This window comes from Streptomyces coffeae (assembly GCF_016741875.1).
In the GTDB taxonomy this organism is placed as follows: Bacteria; Actinomycetota; Actinomycetes; order Streptomycetales; family Streptomycetaceae; genus Streptomyces; species Streptomyces coffeae.
The window spans coordinates 1-15,950 of the sequence record NZ_JAERRF010000001.1; the positions used below are offsets into that span (position 1 = coordinate 1).

11 protein-coding genes, 1 tRNA gene and 1 other RNA gene are annotated in these 15,950 nt (G+C 71.9%); 9 read left to right on the plus strand and 4 right to left on the minus strand.

All coding sequences use genetic code 11. The features are described 5' to 3' along the window. Positions 1–37: 37 nt before the first annotated feature. Positions 38–808 (minus strand): siderophore-interacting protein, encoded by a 771-nt coding sequence (locus tag JK363_RS00005; RefSeq protein ID WP_201870395.1) that lies wholly within the window; start codon positions 806–808, stop codon positions 38–40. Between the two features lie 114 nt (positions 809–922). On the opposite strand from JK363_RS00005, the gene JK363_RS00010 reads away from it, so the two are divergent. Together JK363_RS00010 and JK363_RS00015 are read left to right on the plus strand one after the other, a co-directional pair. Beyond that, entirely contained in the window at positions 923–1,630 is a 708-nt protein-coding gene (locus JK363_RS00010; protein ID WP_201870396.1) for a TetR/AcrR family transcriptional regulator, read from the plus strand. 220 nt (positions 1,631–1,850) lie between these two features. Beyond that, a complete protein-coding gene (locus JK363_RS00015; protein WP_236075459.1) occupies positions 1,851–3,491 on the plus strand; it encodes a PucR family transcriptional regulator in 1,641 nt (546 codons plus the stop codon). Positions 3,492–3,571: 80 nt separating this feature from the next. On the opposite strand, the gene JK363_RS00020 is transcribed toward JK363_RS00015, so the two are convergent. Then, positions 3,572–4,999, minus strand: a complete 1,428-nt coding sequence (locus JK363_RS00020; protein WP_215910375.1) for an NAD-binding protein — start codon at positions 4,997–4,999, stop codon at positions 3,572–3,574. 589 nt (positions 5,000–5,588) lie between these two features. On the opposite strand from JK363_RS00020, the gene JK363_RS00025 reads away from it, so the two are divergent. From JK363_RS00025 to JK363_RS00040, 4 genes are all read left to right on the plus strand, one after another. Continuing rightward, on the plus strand, positions 5,589–7,088 hold the full coding sequence (locus JK363_RS00025) for an amino acid permease (RefSeq protein ID WP_201870397.1): 1,500 nt from the start codon (positions 5,589–5,591) through the stop codon (positions 7,086–7,088). A 90-nt stretch (positions 7,089–7,178) separates the two neighbouring features. After that, positions 7,179–8,132 carry a hypothetical protein gene (locus JK363_RS00030; protein ID WP_201870398.1) on the plus strand — a complete coding sequence of 318 codons (954 nt, stop codon included), beginning with the start codon at positions 7,179–7,181 and terminating at the stop codon, positions 8,130–8,132. Between the two features lie 109 nt (positions 8,133–8,241). Continuing rightward, on the plus strand, positions 8,242–9,186 hold the full coding sequence (gene sigJ / locus JK363_RS00035; RefSeq protein ID WP_201870399.1) for an RNA polymerase sigma factor SigJ: 945 nt from the start codon (positions 8,242–8,244) through the stop codon (positions 9,184–9,186). A gap of 112 nt (positions 9,187–9,298) precedes the next feature. After that, positions 9,299–10,498 carry an NAD(P)/FAD-dependent oxidoreductase gene (locus JK363_RS00040; RefSeq protein ID WP_201870400.1) on the plus strand — a complete coding sequence of 400 codons (1,200 nt, stop codon included), beginning with the start codon at positions 9,299–9,301 and terminating at the stop codon, positions 10,496–10,498. 685 nt (positions 10,499–11,183) lie between these two features. Here the strand turns inward: JK363_RS00040 and JK363_RS00045 are convergent. Then, on the minus strand, positions 11,184–11,516 hold the full coding sequence (locus tag JK363_RS00045; protein WP_201870401.1) for a beta/gamma crystallin domain-containing protein: 333 nt from the start codon (positions 11,514–11,516) through the stop codon (positions 11,184–11,186). Positions 11,517–12,069: 553 nt separating this feature from the next. Between JK363_RS00045 and JK363_RS44550 the strand changes: the two genes are divergently transcribed. Further along, positions 12,070–12,270 (plus strand): UTRA domain-containing protein, encoded by a 201-nt coding sequence (locus JK363_RS44550; RefSeq protein WP_372444681.1) that lies wholly within the window; start codon positions 12,070–12,072, stop codon positions 12,268–12,270. A gap of 378 nt (positions 12,271–12,648) precedes the next feature. On the opposite strand, the gene JK363_RS00055 is transcribed toward JK363_RS44550, so the two are convergent. Further along, positions 12,649–12,733, minus strand: a tRNA-Ser gene (locus JK363_RS00055). Positions 12,734–12,807: 74 nt separating this feature from the next. On the opposite strand from JK363_RS00055, the gene ffs reads away from it, so the two are divergent. Next, positions 12,808–12,902, plus strand: an RNA gene (gene ffs, locus JK363_RS00060) — signal recognition particle sRNA small type. Between the two features lie 65 nt (positions 12,903–12,967). Continuing rightward, positions 12,968–15,442, plus strand: coding sequence for a DNA polymerase III subunit gamma and tau (locus JK363_RS00065; protein ID WP_201870402.1), 2,475 nt, complete (start codon positions 12,968–12,970; stop codon positions 15,440–15,442). Positions 15,443–15,950 lie beyond the last annotated feature (508 nt).

The following is a 15,950-nucleotide window of genomic DNA, read 5'->3' on the forward strand; positions in this document are numbered from 1 at the left end:
GTGTCCCGTCGATGTGCCGTGCGCGGGACGGGTGTTGTCAGTGGAGTCCGCGCTTGCCCGGTGCCCAGAACGGTTTCAGCTTGATCGCGGTCTTCGGCCAGCCGCGGTCCCGCGTCAGATGGTCGCGGACCATCCGGCAGGTCCTGGCCTCCCCCGCCAGATACGCGAACCCGGCGTCCGCGGGCAGTTCGAGCGCGGCGACCGCGTTGAGCAGGATGGCGGAGGAGGCCGCGGACGCGCCGTCGCGATGGACCCGGCGCAGCGGATGCGGGCCGGGCATCGGGGGGTCGTGCTCGGGGCCTTCGCTCTCCAGCACCCCGTACACCCGGGCCGAGGGCCCCAGCGCCCGGATCATCGGGCCGAACGCGACGCTCGCGGTCTCCTCGCCGACGAACAGGTGGTACGGCGCCTCCCGCAGGACGAAGTCCCCCTGCGGCCACCACAGCGTGACCCGGTCCCCGGGGGCGGCTTTTCGCGCCCAGGCCAGGCCGATGCCCTCACCGCCGTAGAGGTGGGCCCGCAGTTCGAGCGTGTGCTCCCCGGCGTCGAACTCCCAGATGGTGTAGGTGCGCAGGGTCTGACCCGGGCGCACGATCCCGGACAGCGACAGCGGGTCGTTGAGCTGCACCCGGACATGCCGGCCCGGTGTCCAGGCGAACGGGACGGGGCCGTCCGTGCGCAGCAGGATCCGCCGCATGCTCGGGGTCACCGGCCCGGTCTCGGTGACGACCGCGTCCACCGTGTACTTGGTCAGCGCTCCGGCCAGGGGATTGCGCCTCCTTCGGCCCGCGTCCGTTTTCCCGGTCATCCTCACCCTTTCTCTATGGCCTCTAGGAATTTTTAGAGTCATTAAGCAAACATAGATGCCCTAGACTGTCAATGACGTCACGGCGTCAACAGCACGGAGAGAAGGGCCGATTGGATGGCTGCGCAGACCGGAAGCCGACGGGAAAGGCTTCGACGGGCCACCCTGGAGGAGATCCGCGCCGCCGCGCGCGGCCTGCTGACCGCCGAGGGCTCCGAGGCGGTGACGATCAACGCCGTGGCGCGCGAGGTGGGGATGAGCGGTCCCGCGCTCTACCACTACTTCACCAGTCGTGAAGAGCTTGTCGGCGCGGTGACCGCGGATTTCTTCCAGGAGCTCACCGCGCGGATGGAGGCCGCCCGTGACCGCCACGCCGACGGCCCGCCCGCCCGGCGGCTGCTGGCCACCTGCCGCGCCATGCGGAGCTGGGCGACCGAGCATCCCGCCGAGTTCGGCTGGATCTTCGCCGGCCCGATCCCGCCGTCCGGCCGGCGGCAGGACTCGGCGCGCCATCGCGCCGGACAGCGCTTCGAGCGGGTGCTGCTCGATCAGGTGGCCGCCCTCTGGGACATCCGCCCCTTCCCCGTTCCCGAGGATCTCGACCCCTCGCTGCGCGAGCAGGTGGCCGCCTACGCCGACACCCTCGACGGACGGTTGCCGCCCGAGGCCGTCCATGTCTGTCTCTCCTGCTGGACCCGGCTGTACGGGCTGCTGTGCATGGAGGTCCTCCACCAACTGGACTTCGCCTACACGGACATGGAGCCGGTCTTCGAGGAGTGTCTGCGGGAGGTGTGCGAGCGGCTGGGGCTGGCGTACACGCGGTAGCTCCGCGCGGGGAGCGCGCTACTCCCCGGTAGCCCATCGGGCCCGAGCGCACCGCGCTGACCTGCGACGGGCTGGATCGTCATCGGCGGTTGCCCCGGCCGAAAACATCAGTACTACTGTGGGCGTCGTTCCCCCGGCGCGGCGGAGCGGCCTCGCGCCCGGTGACCACGGTGTCACGGCACGAGCGCGGGCCCCGAACCCCGAGCAAGAGGCGTCGATCATGGATCCAGCAGCCGAGACGCCCCACCCCGGCAGCGGCATCAGCCTGCGCCAGCTGCTGATGTCCCTGGGCGAACCCCTGGTGGAGCTCCAGGCCGCCCCGGCCGGGCTCGATGTTGTCATCCGCCGCGTCGCGCTGCTCGACCCCGAGGACGAGCCGGTCGCCCACCCCGGCGAGCTGGTTCTCGCGATCGGCGTCCGGGGCCGCGCCGCCCTCCCCGCGCTGCGGGCCGGTGGACGGGGCGGAGCCGCGGCCGTCGCGGTCAAACTGGACGCCCCCGGCCAGGCCGCCGCCCTCACCGAGGCCGCCGTGGAGGCCGGGGTCGCCCTGCTCTCCGTACGGGGGGAAGCGCGCTGGGAACAGGTGGACGCCCTGGCTCGCGCGGCCCTGGAGGACGTACCGCTCGACCGCGAAGGAGTCGGGCTCGAGGAGGGCGAAGGCGATCTGTTCTCGCTCGCCCAGACCACCGCCGTCCTCACCGGCGGCATCGTCAGCATCGAGGACACCGCCAACCGCGTCCTCGCCTACTCCCGCTCCACCGACTCCGACGAGGTCGACGAGCTGCGGCGGCTCTCCATCCTCGGCTGGCAGGGCCCCGAGGCGTATCTGTCCCGGCTGCGCCGGTGGGGTGTGTTCCAGCGGCTGCGCGCCTCCGACGAGGTGATCTCCATCGACAGCCACCCGGAGCTCGGCATCCGCCGCCGTCTCGCGGTGGCCGTACGGTCCGGCGACCGGCAGCTGGGCACCATCTGGGTGCAGGAGGGCGCGACGCCGCTGACCGAGCGTTCCGAACAGGCCCTCACCGGCGCGGCCCGCGTCGCCGCGCTCCACCTGGTACGGCGCCGCCGGGAGCCGTCCGCGGACGTCACGCTCACCGCGACCCTCTCGGCCGGGCTCCTGGAGGGCAGCACCGGACCGCAGCCGCTCGCGACCCATGTCGGCGTGGACCCGGGCCGCCCCGCCGCCGTCCTCGGCTTCTCCTACGACGCCGCCGGGGCCACCGGCCCGGAACTGGCCCGCGCCGAGGTCACCAACCTGATCTCGGTCCACACCGCCGCCCGCCACCGCAGCGCCCTGGTCACCCCGCTCGACCAGCGCATCTATGTCCTGCTGCCGCAGCTGCCGCGCAGCATCGACCTGGGCACACTGCGGAGCTGGGGCGAGGAGATCGTCGAGGCCGCACACCGCCACCTGGGGCTGCCGCTGCGCGGCTCCATCGGCCGTATCGTCCCGGGTCTCGCCGACGTCCCCGCCTCCCGCCGCGAGGCGGACCGCATCCTCGACGCGATGGTGCGTGCCGGGGTGGCCACGACGGTCGCGGCACTGCCGGACATCCAGGCGGAGGTGCTGGTCAGCGAGATCCTCGGACTGCTCGCCGAACGCCCCGGTATGCGCGACCCCCGGCTGACCGCCGTGGTCGACCACGACGACCGCCACCGGGGGCAGCTGGCGGCGTCGATCCTGGCGTATCTGAACGCGTTCGGCGACGTGCGGGCGGCTGCCGCCGAGTTGCACGTCCACCCCAACACCCTGCGCTACCGGATCCGCCGCGCCGAGGAGCTGACCGGCCTCGACCTGACCCGCGCCGACCAGCGCCTGCTGGCCATGCTCCAGCTCCGCCTTCCCCCGTCCGAAGCCTGAGCGGCCCCCCGCGGGCCGTAGGCGCCACCGCCGCGGCCGGTCGGGCGCCACCGGGCCGCGCGGTCGGCGCCCGGTGTCCGTCAGGGCCTGGGGAGCGGCGCGAGTCCGTCGGCTCCCGGGGCGGCCGGGCCCGGCGTACCGGCGGTGTCGACGTGGTCGCAGTCGTCCCGGGCCGGGACGGGCCAGCCGACCAGGCCGCGGCCGGGCAGATCGACGTAGTCGCAGTCGGCGTCGGCGATGACCCGGCGCGGTGGCGGGCCGGTCAGATGGGCGGTCACATAGGCGGCGCTGGTGCGGATGATGTCGCGGGTCAGGCCCAGGGGGAGGAGTGCGCGGGTTTCGGCGATCGCCTCGTCCTCACCGGCCCGCAGAACCACCCGGACCTCCGGGGCCACCCCGTGGGCGGCCACGGCGACGGCGATGTTGTCCAGCTCCTCGGAGCCGACCGCGGCGAGCGCGTCCGCCCGGCCCAGGCCGAGCCGGGCGAGCACCTCACGGTCCTCGCCGTGCGCGAGCACCACGGGGATCCGCATCGACCGCGCGAGACGGAGGTTGGGGGCGGCGGGCTCCCGCTCCACCCCGATGACGGGCACCCCCACCTGACGCAGCGTCTGGCACAGCCGCAGCCCCACCTGCCCGAGCCCCACGACGATGACATGACCCGCGCGCGGCAGCACCCGCCGCCCCAGCACACCGACCAGCCGGGCGCCGAGCAGCCGGTCCACGATGCCCGCGGTGAGCAGGGCGGTGAAACCGACCGTCACCAGCATGGCCACACCGGACATCACCTCGTATCCCGGGTGGCCGTCGTGCGGGGCGGCGGGCCCGACCCCGGCGACCACCCGCGCGGCCTCCAGGAAGGCGGTGCTCGCGGGCTTGTGGAAGGCGCTCACCAGCCACAGCCAGTCCAGCGCCAGCACCGCGGCGATGCCGAGCAGCCCGATGAGCAGCAGCCGGGCGTCCGCGTCATGGGGCTGCAACTGGCCGCGCAGCCGCCCGAACACGGCACGCCGCCGGGCCGCCGGACTGCGCCGCCAGGCCGTCTCCACCAGACCGCCGTCCGTCCGGCGGACCGCCACCGGGCCCTGCCCGTCGTCCCATACGGCCAGCACACCGCGTTCCACACACGGCCCGGCCAGCGACGGCGCCAGCAGATCGGCGGGGGAGACCGTCACACAGCGCAGCAGCAGCGATTGGAGCTGCCGTGCCACGGTGCGGTCGAAGACCGTGGCGACGATCCGGACCGTGTCGCAGACATGCCGTACCGCCAGGGCGTAGCGCAGGGCGGACAGGTCGTCGCCGACGAGTACCGCGACCCCGGCGGGCCGTGCGGCGAGCGCGCGCCGCAGATCCTGGTCGTCGGGGGCGGCGAGGTGCTGGACGGGGCGGCCGTTCTCCGTGACGGCCGCGCAGACCCGCCGCGCCAGCGTCGTCGCGCCGATGACCACGATCCGGTCGCTCCGGCTCCCCGGGCCCGCACCCGTCCCCGCCCCGTTGTACGTGTCCATGGCGCTGGCTCCTCGGGCTCCCTCGGTCGGCTCGGTCAGCTCGGTCGGCTCGGACACTCACGCTAGGCCGGGGCCGGGGCCCGTCATGCTGTGCGGCAGGCCAACGTGCGGGCCGCCGCGTTGTGCGCGCGTACGTTGCCCCGGCCCGGCCGGGACACCGGACGGGAGCGCACGGAACCCGGGAGTCCGGGGCTTCCGGCGAACGCATTGGCCGCTCGCACAGTTCTTGGCGGGGATATTGGCGAACCTCACAGGTACGCCGCCTCGCCCTCCTGCCTACGCTTGCGCACATTCATCCCGAGTCGCTGCGATTCATCTCCCACAAGGAGACGGAGCGACGCGCGGAACGCACGGGTCAGCGCCGTGTCCTCCGCGTAGGTGCCGGCGATCACAGCCGAAGACCGAGCCGCTGCCCGTAGACCGAGCCGCTTCATGTCCCCGGGCCTCGGGCCTCGAGCCCCTGGCCCGGTGGGGCCGCGACTGGCCGACACCCCCTGCGCACCGACCTCCCCTCATGCGCACCGCTGATGACGCGATCCCGGCAGCCGGGTCCGCCGAAACCCTCACCCACCATGCAATGGATGTCGAGATGACTACACGTCCCCCTGCTTCCGTGTCTTCTCCCTCCGCGCCGTCGGGCTCCTCCGGCCCACCGGGCGGCGCTCCCCACGACTCGGGGCTCCAGAGCGGACTCAAGAACCGCCATCTGTCCATGATCGCCATCGGCGGAGTCATCGGCGCGGGCCTCTTCGTCGGCTCGGCGTCCGGTATCGCCAAGGTCGGCCCCGGCATCCTGCTCTCCTACGCCCTGGTCGGCGTGCTGGTCGTGTTCGTGATGCGGATGCTCGGCGAGATGGCGGCGGCCAACCCCACCTCGGGTTCCTTCTCCGCCTATGCGGACCGGGCGCTCGGCCGCTGGGCGGGCTTCTCCATCGGCTGGCTGTACTGGTTCTTCTGGGTCGTGGTGCTGGCCGTCGAGGCGACCGCGGGCGCGGTGATCCTCGAGAGCTGGGTACCGGCCGTTCCGCAGTGGGCCTGGGCACTGATCGTGATGACCGTGCTCACCGCCACCAACCTGGCCTCGGTCGGCTCCTTCGGTGAGTTCGAGTTCTGGTTCGCGGGCATCAAGATCGTGGCCATCGCCGCCTTCATCGTCCTGGGCGCGCTGGCGATCGCCGGTGTGCTGCCCGGATCCGAGGGCGCCGCGAGCGGCTTCGGCAACCTCACCGAACACGGCGGCTTCTTGCCGAACGGCCCGGGCGCGATCCTCAACGGTGTGCTGCTGGTCGTCTTCTCCTTCATGGGCAGCGAGATCGTCACCCTGGCCGCCGGGGAGTCCAAGGACCCCCGGCGCGCGGTCACCAAGGCCACCAACAGCGTGATCTGGCGGGTGGCCGTCTTCTACCTCGGCTCGATCCTGGTCGTGGTGTCCGTCCTGCCGTGGGACTCCAAGGCGATCGCCGACAAGGGGAGCTACGTCGCCGCCCTGGACGTGATGGGCATTCCGCACGCCGGACAGGTCATGAACGTCATCGTGCTGACCGCCGTGCTCTCCTGCCTCAACTCCGGCCTCTACACCGCCTCCCGGATGGCCTTCTCGCTCGGCCAGCGCTCCGACGCCCCGGCCTCCTTCGCCCGGACCAGCGTCCGCGGCGTCCCGCAGACCGCCATCCTCGCCTCCGTCGTCTTCGGATTCGTCGCCGTCGGCTTCAACTACCTGTGGCCGGACACCGTCTTCCAGTTCCTGCTGAACTCCTCCGGTGCCGTCGCGCTGTTCGTGTGGCTGGTCATCTGTTTCTCCCAGCTGAGGATGCGGGGGATCATCCTGCGCGAGGAGCCCGAGAAGCTCTCGGTGCGAATGTGGTTGTTCCCCTACCTCACATGGGTGACGATCGGGATGATCTCGTTTGTGCTCGTCTACATGCTCACCGACGACAGTGAGGGCGGAGGAAGGATTCAGGTGCTGCTGTCCGTACTGGTCGCCGCCCTGGTGGTCGCCATCGCCCTGATCCGCGATCGCCTCCGCCCCGCCACCGCCCGCGCCGCGGTGCACACCGTTACCGAGGAGGACACCGCCAGGGCCCGGTAGCCGAGCGCGGCGGCCGGGTGAACGCCAGGGTCGGCGGTGTGCGAGGCACACCGCCGGCCCTCCCCCACCACTGGAAGGTCGCCGACCGAGATGCCCGTCTTCAGACGCCGCAAGGGCAGCCGCCCCCGTCTGGTTCCTGAACTCGACGACGTCCCCCTCGGCCGCGTCCGGCAGCGCCTCGGAACGAGCTGGGCCCGCGGCGAACTCGACACCACGGTGATCGCCCAGGTGGCCCGGGTCGTCGAGGACGCCGGGGAGGACTGGGACCGCAAGGCGCACCGGCTCGGTGTGCTCGCCGGGTCCGCCGGGCGGGCCCTGCCGGGGATCTGGCGGCGTCACCAGCCGAACGACCAGAACGCCTTACTGCTGCACGCGTGGTCGGAGCTGGTCCAGGCGGGCAGGCAGGGCTCATCGCTCGACCTCGGCGAGGCCCGCGCCACCTGCCTCCAGGCCGCCGACCTGCTCCCCGCCGACCCCACCCCCTGGGTCGTGTACCTGGCCGCCCTGCGCCATGAGCGACGGCCCTACCAGGAACTGTCCGCGGTCTGGCGGGAGATCAAGGCCCGCGATCCCTGGAACCGCGAGGCGCACCTCCAGGCCCTGGGCTATCTCTCCCCGGACGAATGCGGTTCCACGGTGCAGGTCGTCGATCTGCTCGACTCGATCCGCTACGGCATGCCCGCCGACGCCCCCGCCGCCGGACTGGAGATGACCTCCATCGTCCGCGGCCACCAGCGCGCCGTGGCCACCGGCGGCCTGGCGGCGATCAGCGCCGGGGACCACTGGCGCCGCCCCGAGGTGACCTCGGTCCTCGACCGCACGGCCCAGGACTGGCCCCGCTCCGGCTTCTTCAGCCATGCGACGGCCCTGGCCGATCTCAACGTCCTGGCGTTCGCCCTGGTCAAGTCCGGCCGCACGACAGAGGCCGCGACCGCCCTGCGCGCCACCACGGGCGTGGCGACCCCCTGGCCCTGGAACGCGGAGGGCGATCCGCTGGAGCGCTTCACCCAGCAGTACGAGCGACTGGCGGCCACGGATCCGTAACGCGGGAGAGGGCCCTGGGGTGCGGTAATCCCCCGGGGCCTGCGGACCGTTGGGGGCGGGAGCCACAACGCACCGGCCGTCGCGCACCGCGAGAGCTAGGATCCGGGCCATGGCCCTGACCCTGAACGACGTCGAGCGGTTCGAGGCTTCCAGGCCCCGCCTGGAGGCCATCGCCTACCGCCTCCTCGGCTCCGCGAGCGAGGCCGAGGACGCCGTGCAGGAGACCTACCTGCGCTGGCAGGCCGCCGATGTCGGCCGCGTCGAGGTCCCCGAGGCCTGGCTGACGAAGGTGCTCACCAACGTGTGCCTCAACCAGCTGACTTCGGCCCGTGTGCGGCGCGAGACCTATGTGGGCCAGTGGCTTCCCGAGCCGCTGCTCGCCGGGGATCCGATGCTCGGCCCGGCCGACACCGCCGAACAGCGCGAATCGGTCTCGTACGCGGTCCTCGCCCTGCTGGAGCGGCTGTCCCCCAACGAGCGCGCGGTGTACGTGCTGCGGGAGGCATTCGACTACGCGCACCGGGAGATCGCCGGGATCCTCGGCATCACCGAGGCCGCCAGTCAGCAGATCTTCCACCGCGCCAAGAAGCACGTCGCGGATGGCAAGGCCCGCAGCGAGATCGACGAGGCCGCCGCCCGGCGGATCGTGGACGAGTTCCTGGCCGCCGCCACCAGCGGCCGGACCGAACCGCTCGTCCGGCTGCTCACCCAGGACGCCGTCGCGATCGGCGACGGCGGCGGGAAGGTCCCGGCCCGCACCAAGGCGTTCGAGGGGGCCCTCGCGGTCGCGAAGTTCATGCGGGGCCTGTTCAAGCCCAGCAAGGCCAAGCGCGCCCTGGTCGGCGGCTCACCCGAGGTCTACGCCACGACCGCCAACGGCGGCCCCGCCCTGGTGGCGGTGATCGACGGCCGGGTCATCGGCGTCATATGCCTGGAGATCACCGCCGACGGCATCGCCGCGTTCCGCAACCAGGCCAACCCCGACAAGCTCGAACGCGCGACGGAGCGGTGGGCCGCCGCCGACCACGGCGAACCCCTGCTCATCGCCTTCTGACCGTTCCGACCCCCGATGTGAGGTGCTTCACATCGCGCTTCTGTCAGGAAATGGCGGGCCGCCCGGTTCAAGGGGCGGACCCGCCGAACTCGCCCACGACAGGAGCCAGGAAATGCAGCACCGCATCGTCGTCCTCGGAGCCGGATACACCGGAGCCACCGCGGCCGGGCGCCTCGCCAAGCGGCTGCACCGCCAAGACGTCGCCATCACCCTCGTCAACGCCGAGCCCGACTTCGTCGAGCGCGTCCGGCTGCACCAGCTCGCGGCCGGCCAGGACCTCGAACCCCGGCCCCTGAGCGAGATGTTCGCGGGAACCGGTGTCGAACTGCGGCTCACCGCGGTCACCGCTGTCGACGCCGACCGCAGGACCGTCACGGTCGCCGACGCGAACGACGCCGGGGAACTGGTCTACGACACCCTCGTGTACGCCCTCGGCAGCGGCTGGAACGACCAGGGTGTCCCCGGCACCGCCGAGCACGCCCACGACATCGCCGGCCGCCCCGGAGCACTCCGGCTGCGCGAGCGCCTGGCCCGCCTGGACACCGGCGCGCCCGTGGTCGTGGTCGGCGGCGGTCTCACCGGTCTCGAGGCCGCGACCGAGATCGCCGAGTCCTGCCCCGACCTCGACGTCGCCCTCGCCGCCCGCGGCGGCCTCGGCGACTGGCTCTCCCCCAAGGGCCGCCGCCACCTGCGCAAGGTCTTCGACAACCTCGGCATCACCGCACACGAGCACACCGCGGTCACCGCCGTCGAGGCCGACCACGTCACCACGGCCGACGGCACCTCCCTCCCGGCCGCGGTCACCGTGTGGACCACGGGCTTCGCCGTCCACCCGATCGCGAAGGCCACGACCCTGGAGACCACCGACACCGGCCAGATCGTCGTCGACGGCACCATGCGCTCGGTCTCGCACCCGGACGTGTACGCCATCGGCGACGCGGCCATGGCCATGGGGCCCGGGGGCAAGCCGCTGCGCATGTCGTGCGCCACGGGTGTCCCCATGGCCTGGCAGGCCGCCGACACGATCGCCGCGCGCCTGACCGGAGGCAAGCTCCCGAACGTGCCGCTCCGCTACTTCAACCAGTGCATCTCGCTGGGCCGCAAGGAAGGGCTGATCCAGTACGTCACCGCGGACGACCGCGCCCGCGGGGCGGCCCTGACCGGACGTCTCGCCGCCGTCTACAAGGAACTGATCTGCAAGGGCGCGGCCTGGGGCGTGGCCAACCCCACGATCGGCCTCCCCACCCGACGCCGCCGCGTCGTGCACCAGCCGACCCGGGCGGCGGCCCCGGCGGCCAAGACCCCGGCCTGACGCTCGCTGCTCCGGAGGCGACGGGGGCGACGGGGGCGGAAGGTGACGAAGGGCCCGACCGCTCAGCGGCCGGGCCCTTCGCTCGCCCTGCTGGGTGGTGCACCGATCGCATTCCAACTCTGGTGGTGGGGTGATGGGTCGAGGCTCTGGGCGTTCACCTGTGTTCACCGAAGGTCGGTCACCGACGTGGGCACGGTCCAGGGTCTCGTCTGAACGCTTTCTCCTCGTGCGTCGCCCTGCGGACAGGTATTTCGCTCCCTCTTGTCGTGCCTTCCCCTACGGGCGTGTCCCGGTCTCCCATGGTGGTTTGGGATCGAGTCCTTGCATCCCCTCGCCGATATCGTGCCGGTGCAGCTTCTGCTGAAGACGGCGGTTGACCGTGCGAGTTGCAGTGAGTATGGCACCTTGGGTAAGTCCCAGCAGCCCACAACGGGGCTCTGGTTCCCCAACCCATTCGTGGAGAGCATCAGCAGCGAGCGCAGGAGAAGTTGGTCCGGAGAAGGGCGGCCATCTCCTCTGCGGCCTGCGCCCGCCCCAGTGGCTGAATTGCAGAGTGGCGAGCTTGGAGCCATGTCTCGGGCGTCAGCAGCGAATGGGGCTGGCGGTATCTATGGCCCCCGCGAACCCGACATCGTGGTGCGGGATATCGCGGAGGCCATCGGCGCTCCATGGGAGCTGGTAGCCTTTACCAGATCTCAATCCGCGTCATATGTCCATTGTTATCGATGTTGCGACGTACCTGATTCTTGCCCATGGTGGTCTCGATGCCGTCCGACGTGAATTTGACATTGTTCTTCCCTGAATACACGCGGTTCACGTCGTAGATGTTGACGTCCAGAGAGCCCGCGTTGGCGAAGCACACGTCGGGGTCGCCTGAGTGCAGCTTCGTAATCCAGACGAAGCCGTTGTCGGTGCAGTCCACACGGCCGATTGCCGATGCCGAGCTCATGGGGATGACCGCGGACAGAGCTACCGCGGCGGCGGCAGTGGCCACAACTCGCTTGAGCAGGTGCTTCATTGAGCGCCCTCCTATGTATCTGGTCAATTGGGCGTTCCGAGGCTAGCTGTGTATTTCCGTTCCCATGGCTCAGCACGTGCTGATTGCGGGAGGTTCTTGGGAAACTCCTAGGAACGGATATTGGGCTCTGCCTGGCCGTGTATGGTCCGCGGAGTGGGGAGGCAGGCTCGGTGGTGCCCATCGGGAGCCAACCATCCGCATCGCCGACGCCGGAGCCGCGGTACTCAACGAGATGGAGGCTTTCCACCGCCGCTTCAACGTCTTCCCCCGGGAAGCCGCCTACGTCCGTTCCTCAATTCCGGATACCGGCGCGGCGCCAAGTCCCGCGCTGCTTAGGCCACGGCTCCGACCAGAAAGCAGGCTGATTCGACTCGTTCTGCGCTGTAGCCATGGCTGGCCTCTCCGCCCGCCTCGGCTCGCCCCGAAAGGCTGCGGGATGGACGGCCGGTGGAGTTCGCCGTCTCCTGCCTGCCGCTCGACCTTGCCAAGAACAGGCCCATCGCCGACCCCAACGCCCAGCCCCAGCGGCATCCACCCCTGGCTGGAGAAGACGGTGCACCGCCCGGACCACGTCGAGCAGGAGGTCCGGAGGCTCTCTCCGCAGGTAGTACGTGCCCTCCAACTCGCCGTCGGCGTGCCGGTGATCCGCCTCGTCCGGACCGCCTACGACACCGAAAGGCGCGCGGTCGAAGTCTGCGACACCGTGATGGCCGCTGACGCGTACGTCCTCGCCTGTGAGCTGCCCGCCGACTGAGCGGTGAATGGGGCGTGAGAGTCGTCGCATGAGGTCTCCGCGTACGGCGTCGACGATGTCTGCTCGTACTGGCCCACTGTCGTCCGCTGCTTCGGTGGCTCGGCGTCCTGGTGTCCTTCTCCTCCGCATCCCGTCAATGCGGTCGCAGCGACGACGGCCGCCAGGCCCAGCCGGACAGCACTTCCCCCGGCCGTCCCCGAGGCCGCGTACACCGTGCGGCGCTGGAGCACGGGGCCGCTATCCCTTAGTGGTGTGGCTCACACCGCATCCGCGGAGGTCATCATCCGGGATCGGTCCCGCCGGCCGACAGAGACCGGATACGACGAAGGGCCCGACCGCTGTGCGGTCGGGCCCTTCGTTCGCCCTGGCGGGCGGAGGCGGAGGATACGAGATTCGAACTCGTGAGGGGTTGCCCCCAACACGCTTTCCAAGCGTGCGCCCTAGGCCTCTAGGCGAATCCTCCGCCGAGAACAATACAAGACCGGATGCCGTGCTCGCGAACTCGTTCCCACCCCGGTCCATCCGCTAGGGTGGGGGCCAGCCCCTCACGTGGCGCTATCTCACCGAACTCCCCCAGGGCCGGAAGGCAGCAAGGGTAAGTGAGCTCTGGCGGGTGCGTGGGGGGCCCTTGCGTTGGTGGGGGCGGTGGAGGAGCGGGCGGCTTCGGTTGTCGGTGGGCACCGATATCGTCGTAAGCGTGTCGTCCCTCGCGCTGTACCGCCGCTACCGCCCCGAGACCTTCGCGGAGGTCATCGGGCAGGAGCATGTCACCGGCCCGTTGCAGCAGGCGCTGCGCAACAACCGGGTCAATCACGCGTATCTGTTCAGCGGTCCGCGGGGCTGCGGCAAGACGACCAGCGCGCGCATCCTGGCCCGCTGTCTGAACTGTGAGAAGGGGCCCACTCCGGCGCCGTGCGGGGAGTGCCAGTCGTGCCGGGATCTCGCGCGGAACGGTCCGGGGTCGATCGACGTCATCGAGATCGACGCCGCGTCCCACGGTGGTGTGGACGATGCGCGGGAGCTGCGTGAGAAGGCGTTCTTCGGTCCCGCGTCGAGTCGCTACAAGATCTACATCATCGACGAGGCCCACATGGTCACCTCGGCGGGGTTCAACGCCCTGCTGAAGGTGGTCGAGGAGCCCCCGGAGCATCTGAAGTTCATCTTCGCGACCACGGAGCCCGAGAAGGTCATCGGCACCATCCGGTCGCGTACCCATCACTACCCCTTCCGGCTCGTGCCGCCCGGGACGCTCCGCGACTACCTCGGGGAGGTCTGCGGGCGGGAGGCCATTCCGGTCGAGGACGGCGTGCTGCCGCTGGTGGTCCGGGCGGGCGCCGGGTCCGTACGGGACTCGATGTCGGTGATGGACCAGCTCCTCGCGGGCGCGGCTGACGACGGTGTGACCTACGCCATGGCCACCGCGCTGCTCGGCTATACGGACGGCTCGCTGTTGGACGCCATCGTCGACGCTTTCGCGGCGACGGACGGGGCGGCCGCCTTCGAGGTCGTCAACCGTGTGATCGAGGGGGGCAACGACCCGCGGCGCTTTGTCGCCGATCTGCTGGAGCGGCTGCGCGATCTGGTGATCCTCGCGGCCGTGCCGGACGCGGCGGAGAAGGGGCTCATCGACGCCCCGGCCGATGTGGTCGAGCGGATGCAGGCGCAGGCCTCGGTCTTCGGCGGTGCCGAGCTGAGCCGCGCGGCCGACCTGGTCAATGAGGGGCTTACGGAGATGCGTGGCGCCACCTCGCCGCGGCTCCAGCTGGAGTTGATCTGTGCGCGGGTGCTGCTGCCCGCCGCCTTCGACGACGAGCGGTCGGTCCAGTCGCGGCTGGAGCGGCTGGAGCGGGGTGCCCTGGCGGGCGGCCTCGGTGGCTTCGGCGGTGGCGCTGGGATGGCCGGTGGCGGTGGTGCGAGCGCCGCGGCTTCGCCCGCGATGGGGTACGTACCGGGGCCGGATGCTCATGTTCCGGCGGATCCGTCGTCCGGTCCGGCGGGACCGGCAGGCCCCGCCGCCGCGCGTGCGGCGATGGGCGGTCGGGGTCCCGCTCCGGACGCCCCCGTTTCCGGTGCTCCGGCTTCTGGTTCGGGGGAGCCGTCCGCACCCGCCGGAGGCGGCGGTGCCGGGGCCCGGCCCGGCGCATGGCCCGCCAACGCCCAGCAGCCCCCCGCGGCCGCGCCCACCGCGGCTCCCGAAAGCGGCGGCGGAGCGGCCCGGCCGGGAGCCTGGCCCACCGCCTCGGCGCCCGGTTCCGGCGGTGACCGGCCCGGCACGGATGCCGCGGGCGCGGGCCGTCAGCCCGGCGGCTGGCCCACGGCCGCCGCGGCCGGTGGCGCCCCGGCGGCCGGTGGCGCCCCGCCCGCACAGCCCACCAACCCCGCCCCGGCACCGGCGGCCCCCGCGCAGAACACACAGAGCGCGCAGAGCGCGCCGAACATGGCGCAGGGAGCCGTACAGGTGCGCCAGATGTGGCCGGACATCCTGGAGGCGGTCAAGAACCGCCGCCGCTTCACCTGGATCCTGCTGAGTCAGAACGCGACGGTGTCCGGATTCGACGGCACCACCCTCCAGCTCGGCTTCTCCAACGCCGGTGCGCGCGACAGCTTCGTCAGCGGCGGCAGTGAGGACGTGCTGCGGCAGGCCCTCAGCGACTCCATCGGTGTGCAGTGGCGGATCGAGTCCATCGTCGATCCTTCCGGCGGCGGCAGTGGTGGTGCCGGTGGTGCCGGGGGCGCGAGTGGCCCCGGCGGCCCGGGTGGCCCGGGCGGTTCCGGCGGCGGAGGCTCAGGTGGCTACGGCTCCGGTGGGGGCTACGGCGGTGGTTCCGGCAGCGGCTTCGGCGGATCTGGCGGTGGCGGCGCAGGTGGCTCAGGTAGCGCGGGTGGCGGTGGCGGCTTCGGCGGTGGCCAGTCCGCGGCGCCGTCGCAGCCCGCTCCCCGGCCGGCCGCCGCCCCCGCGCCCTCCGCGCCCGACCCCGCGCCGCGGCCCGGTGCCGGGGGTCCGCCCGCCGCGGCATCGGCGTACCGGGAGCCCGAGCCGCCGCCCATCTCGCCCGAGGACGACGTCCCGGCCGAGGACGATCCGGATCTGGACGACACTGCCCTGAGTGGCCATGACCTCATCGTGCGCGAGCTGGGCGCCACGGTTGTCGAAGAGATCGTGAACGAGTAGAGCCTGAGCACGTCCGGCCCCGCGTTCCCCTGCCGCACGACGCTCCCGCAGGGCTCATGGGGCCCAGGTGCCGGCCCGCGCCCAGTCTCACCGCGGCCCGCGTCCGGCCCCCCTGCCCCACCGTGCCCGCTGCCGCGGGACTCCCCCGGTCTCGCCGTGAGACCGGGGCCGGCTCCGGCGTGAGCCCATCAGGTGTGCCCGCCCCGTTGGACCCGCTGCCGGCGCGGGCCCGGTCACACGACGGCGCGCCGCCCGCGTCTGCCCGTCAGGGCTCCACCGCGGGCTACCGTGCGCCCCCGCTGTCCGCCTCGCCATGCGCCCCGCGCCCCCGCTGCCACGTCTCCTCCCCGCCCCGCCAGGGCTCACTCCACGGGCTCACTCCACCTCGCCGTCGCGTATGACCCGGACCCGTAGCCTCCTCCGTACGGCGTAGAGCGAGGTGTCCTCCGAGCACGTAGGCTCGGGCTATCGAAGGAACGACAGAACGACCGTCGACAGCCAGGAGCGA

Coding starts and splice junctions, on each gene's coding strand:
- JK363_RS00005 (WP_201870395.1), bottom strand. CDS start 808: ATGACCGGGAAAACGGACGCGGGCCGAAGGAGGCGCAATCCCCTGGCC.
- JK363_RS00010 (WP_201870396.1), top strand. CDS start 923: ATGGCTGCGCAGACCGGAAGCCGACGGGAAAGGCTTCGACGGGCCACC.
- JK363_RS00015 (WP_236075459.1), top strand. CDS start 1,851: ATGGATCCAGCAGCCGAGACGCCCCACCCCGGCAGCGGCATCAGCCTG.
- JK363_RS00020 (WP_215910375.1), bottom strand. CDS start 4,999: ATGGACACGTACAACGGGGCGGGGACGGGTGCGGGCCCGGGGAGCCGG.
- JK363_RS00025 (WP_201870397.1), top strand. CDS start 5,589: ATGACTACACGTCCCCCTGCTTCCGTGTCTTCTCCCTCCGCGCCGTCG.
- JK363_RS00030 (WP_201870398.1), top strand. CDS start 7,179: ATGCCCGTCTTCAGACGCCGCAAGGGCAGCCGCCCCCGTCTGGTTCCT.
- sigJ (WP_201870399.1), top strand. CDS start 8,242: ATGGCCCTGACCCTGAACGACGTCGAGCGGTTCGAGGCTTCCAGGCCC.
- JK363_RS00040 (WP_201870400.1), top strand. CDS start 9,299: ATGCAGCACCGCATCGTCGTCCTCGGAGCCGGATACACCGGAGCCACC.
- JK363_RS00045 (WP_201870401.1), bottom strand. CDS start 11,516: ATGAAGCACCTGCTCAAGCGAGTTGTGGCCACTGCCGCCGCCGCGGTA.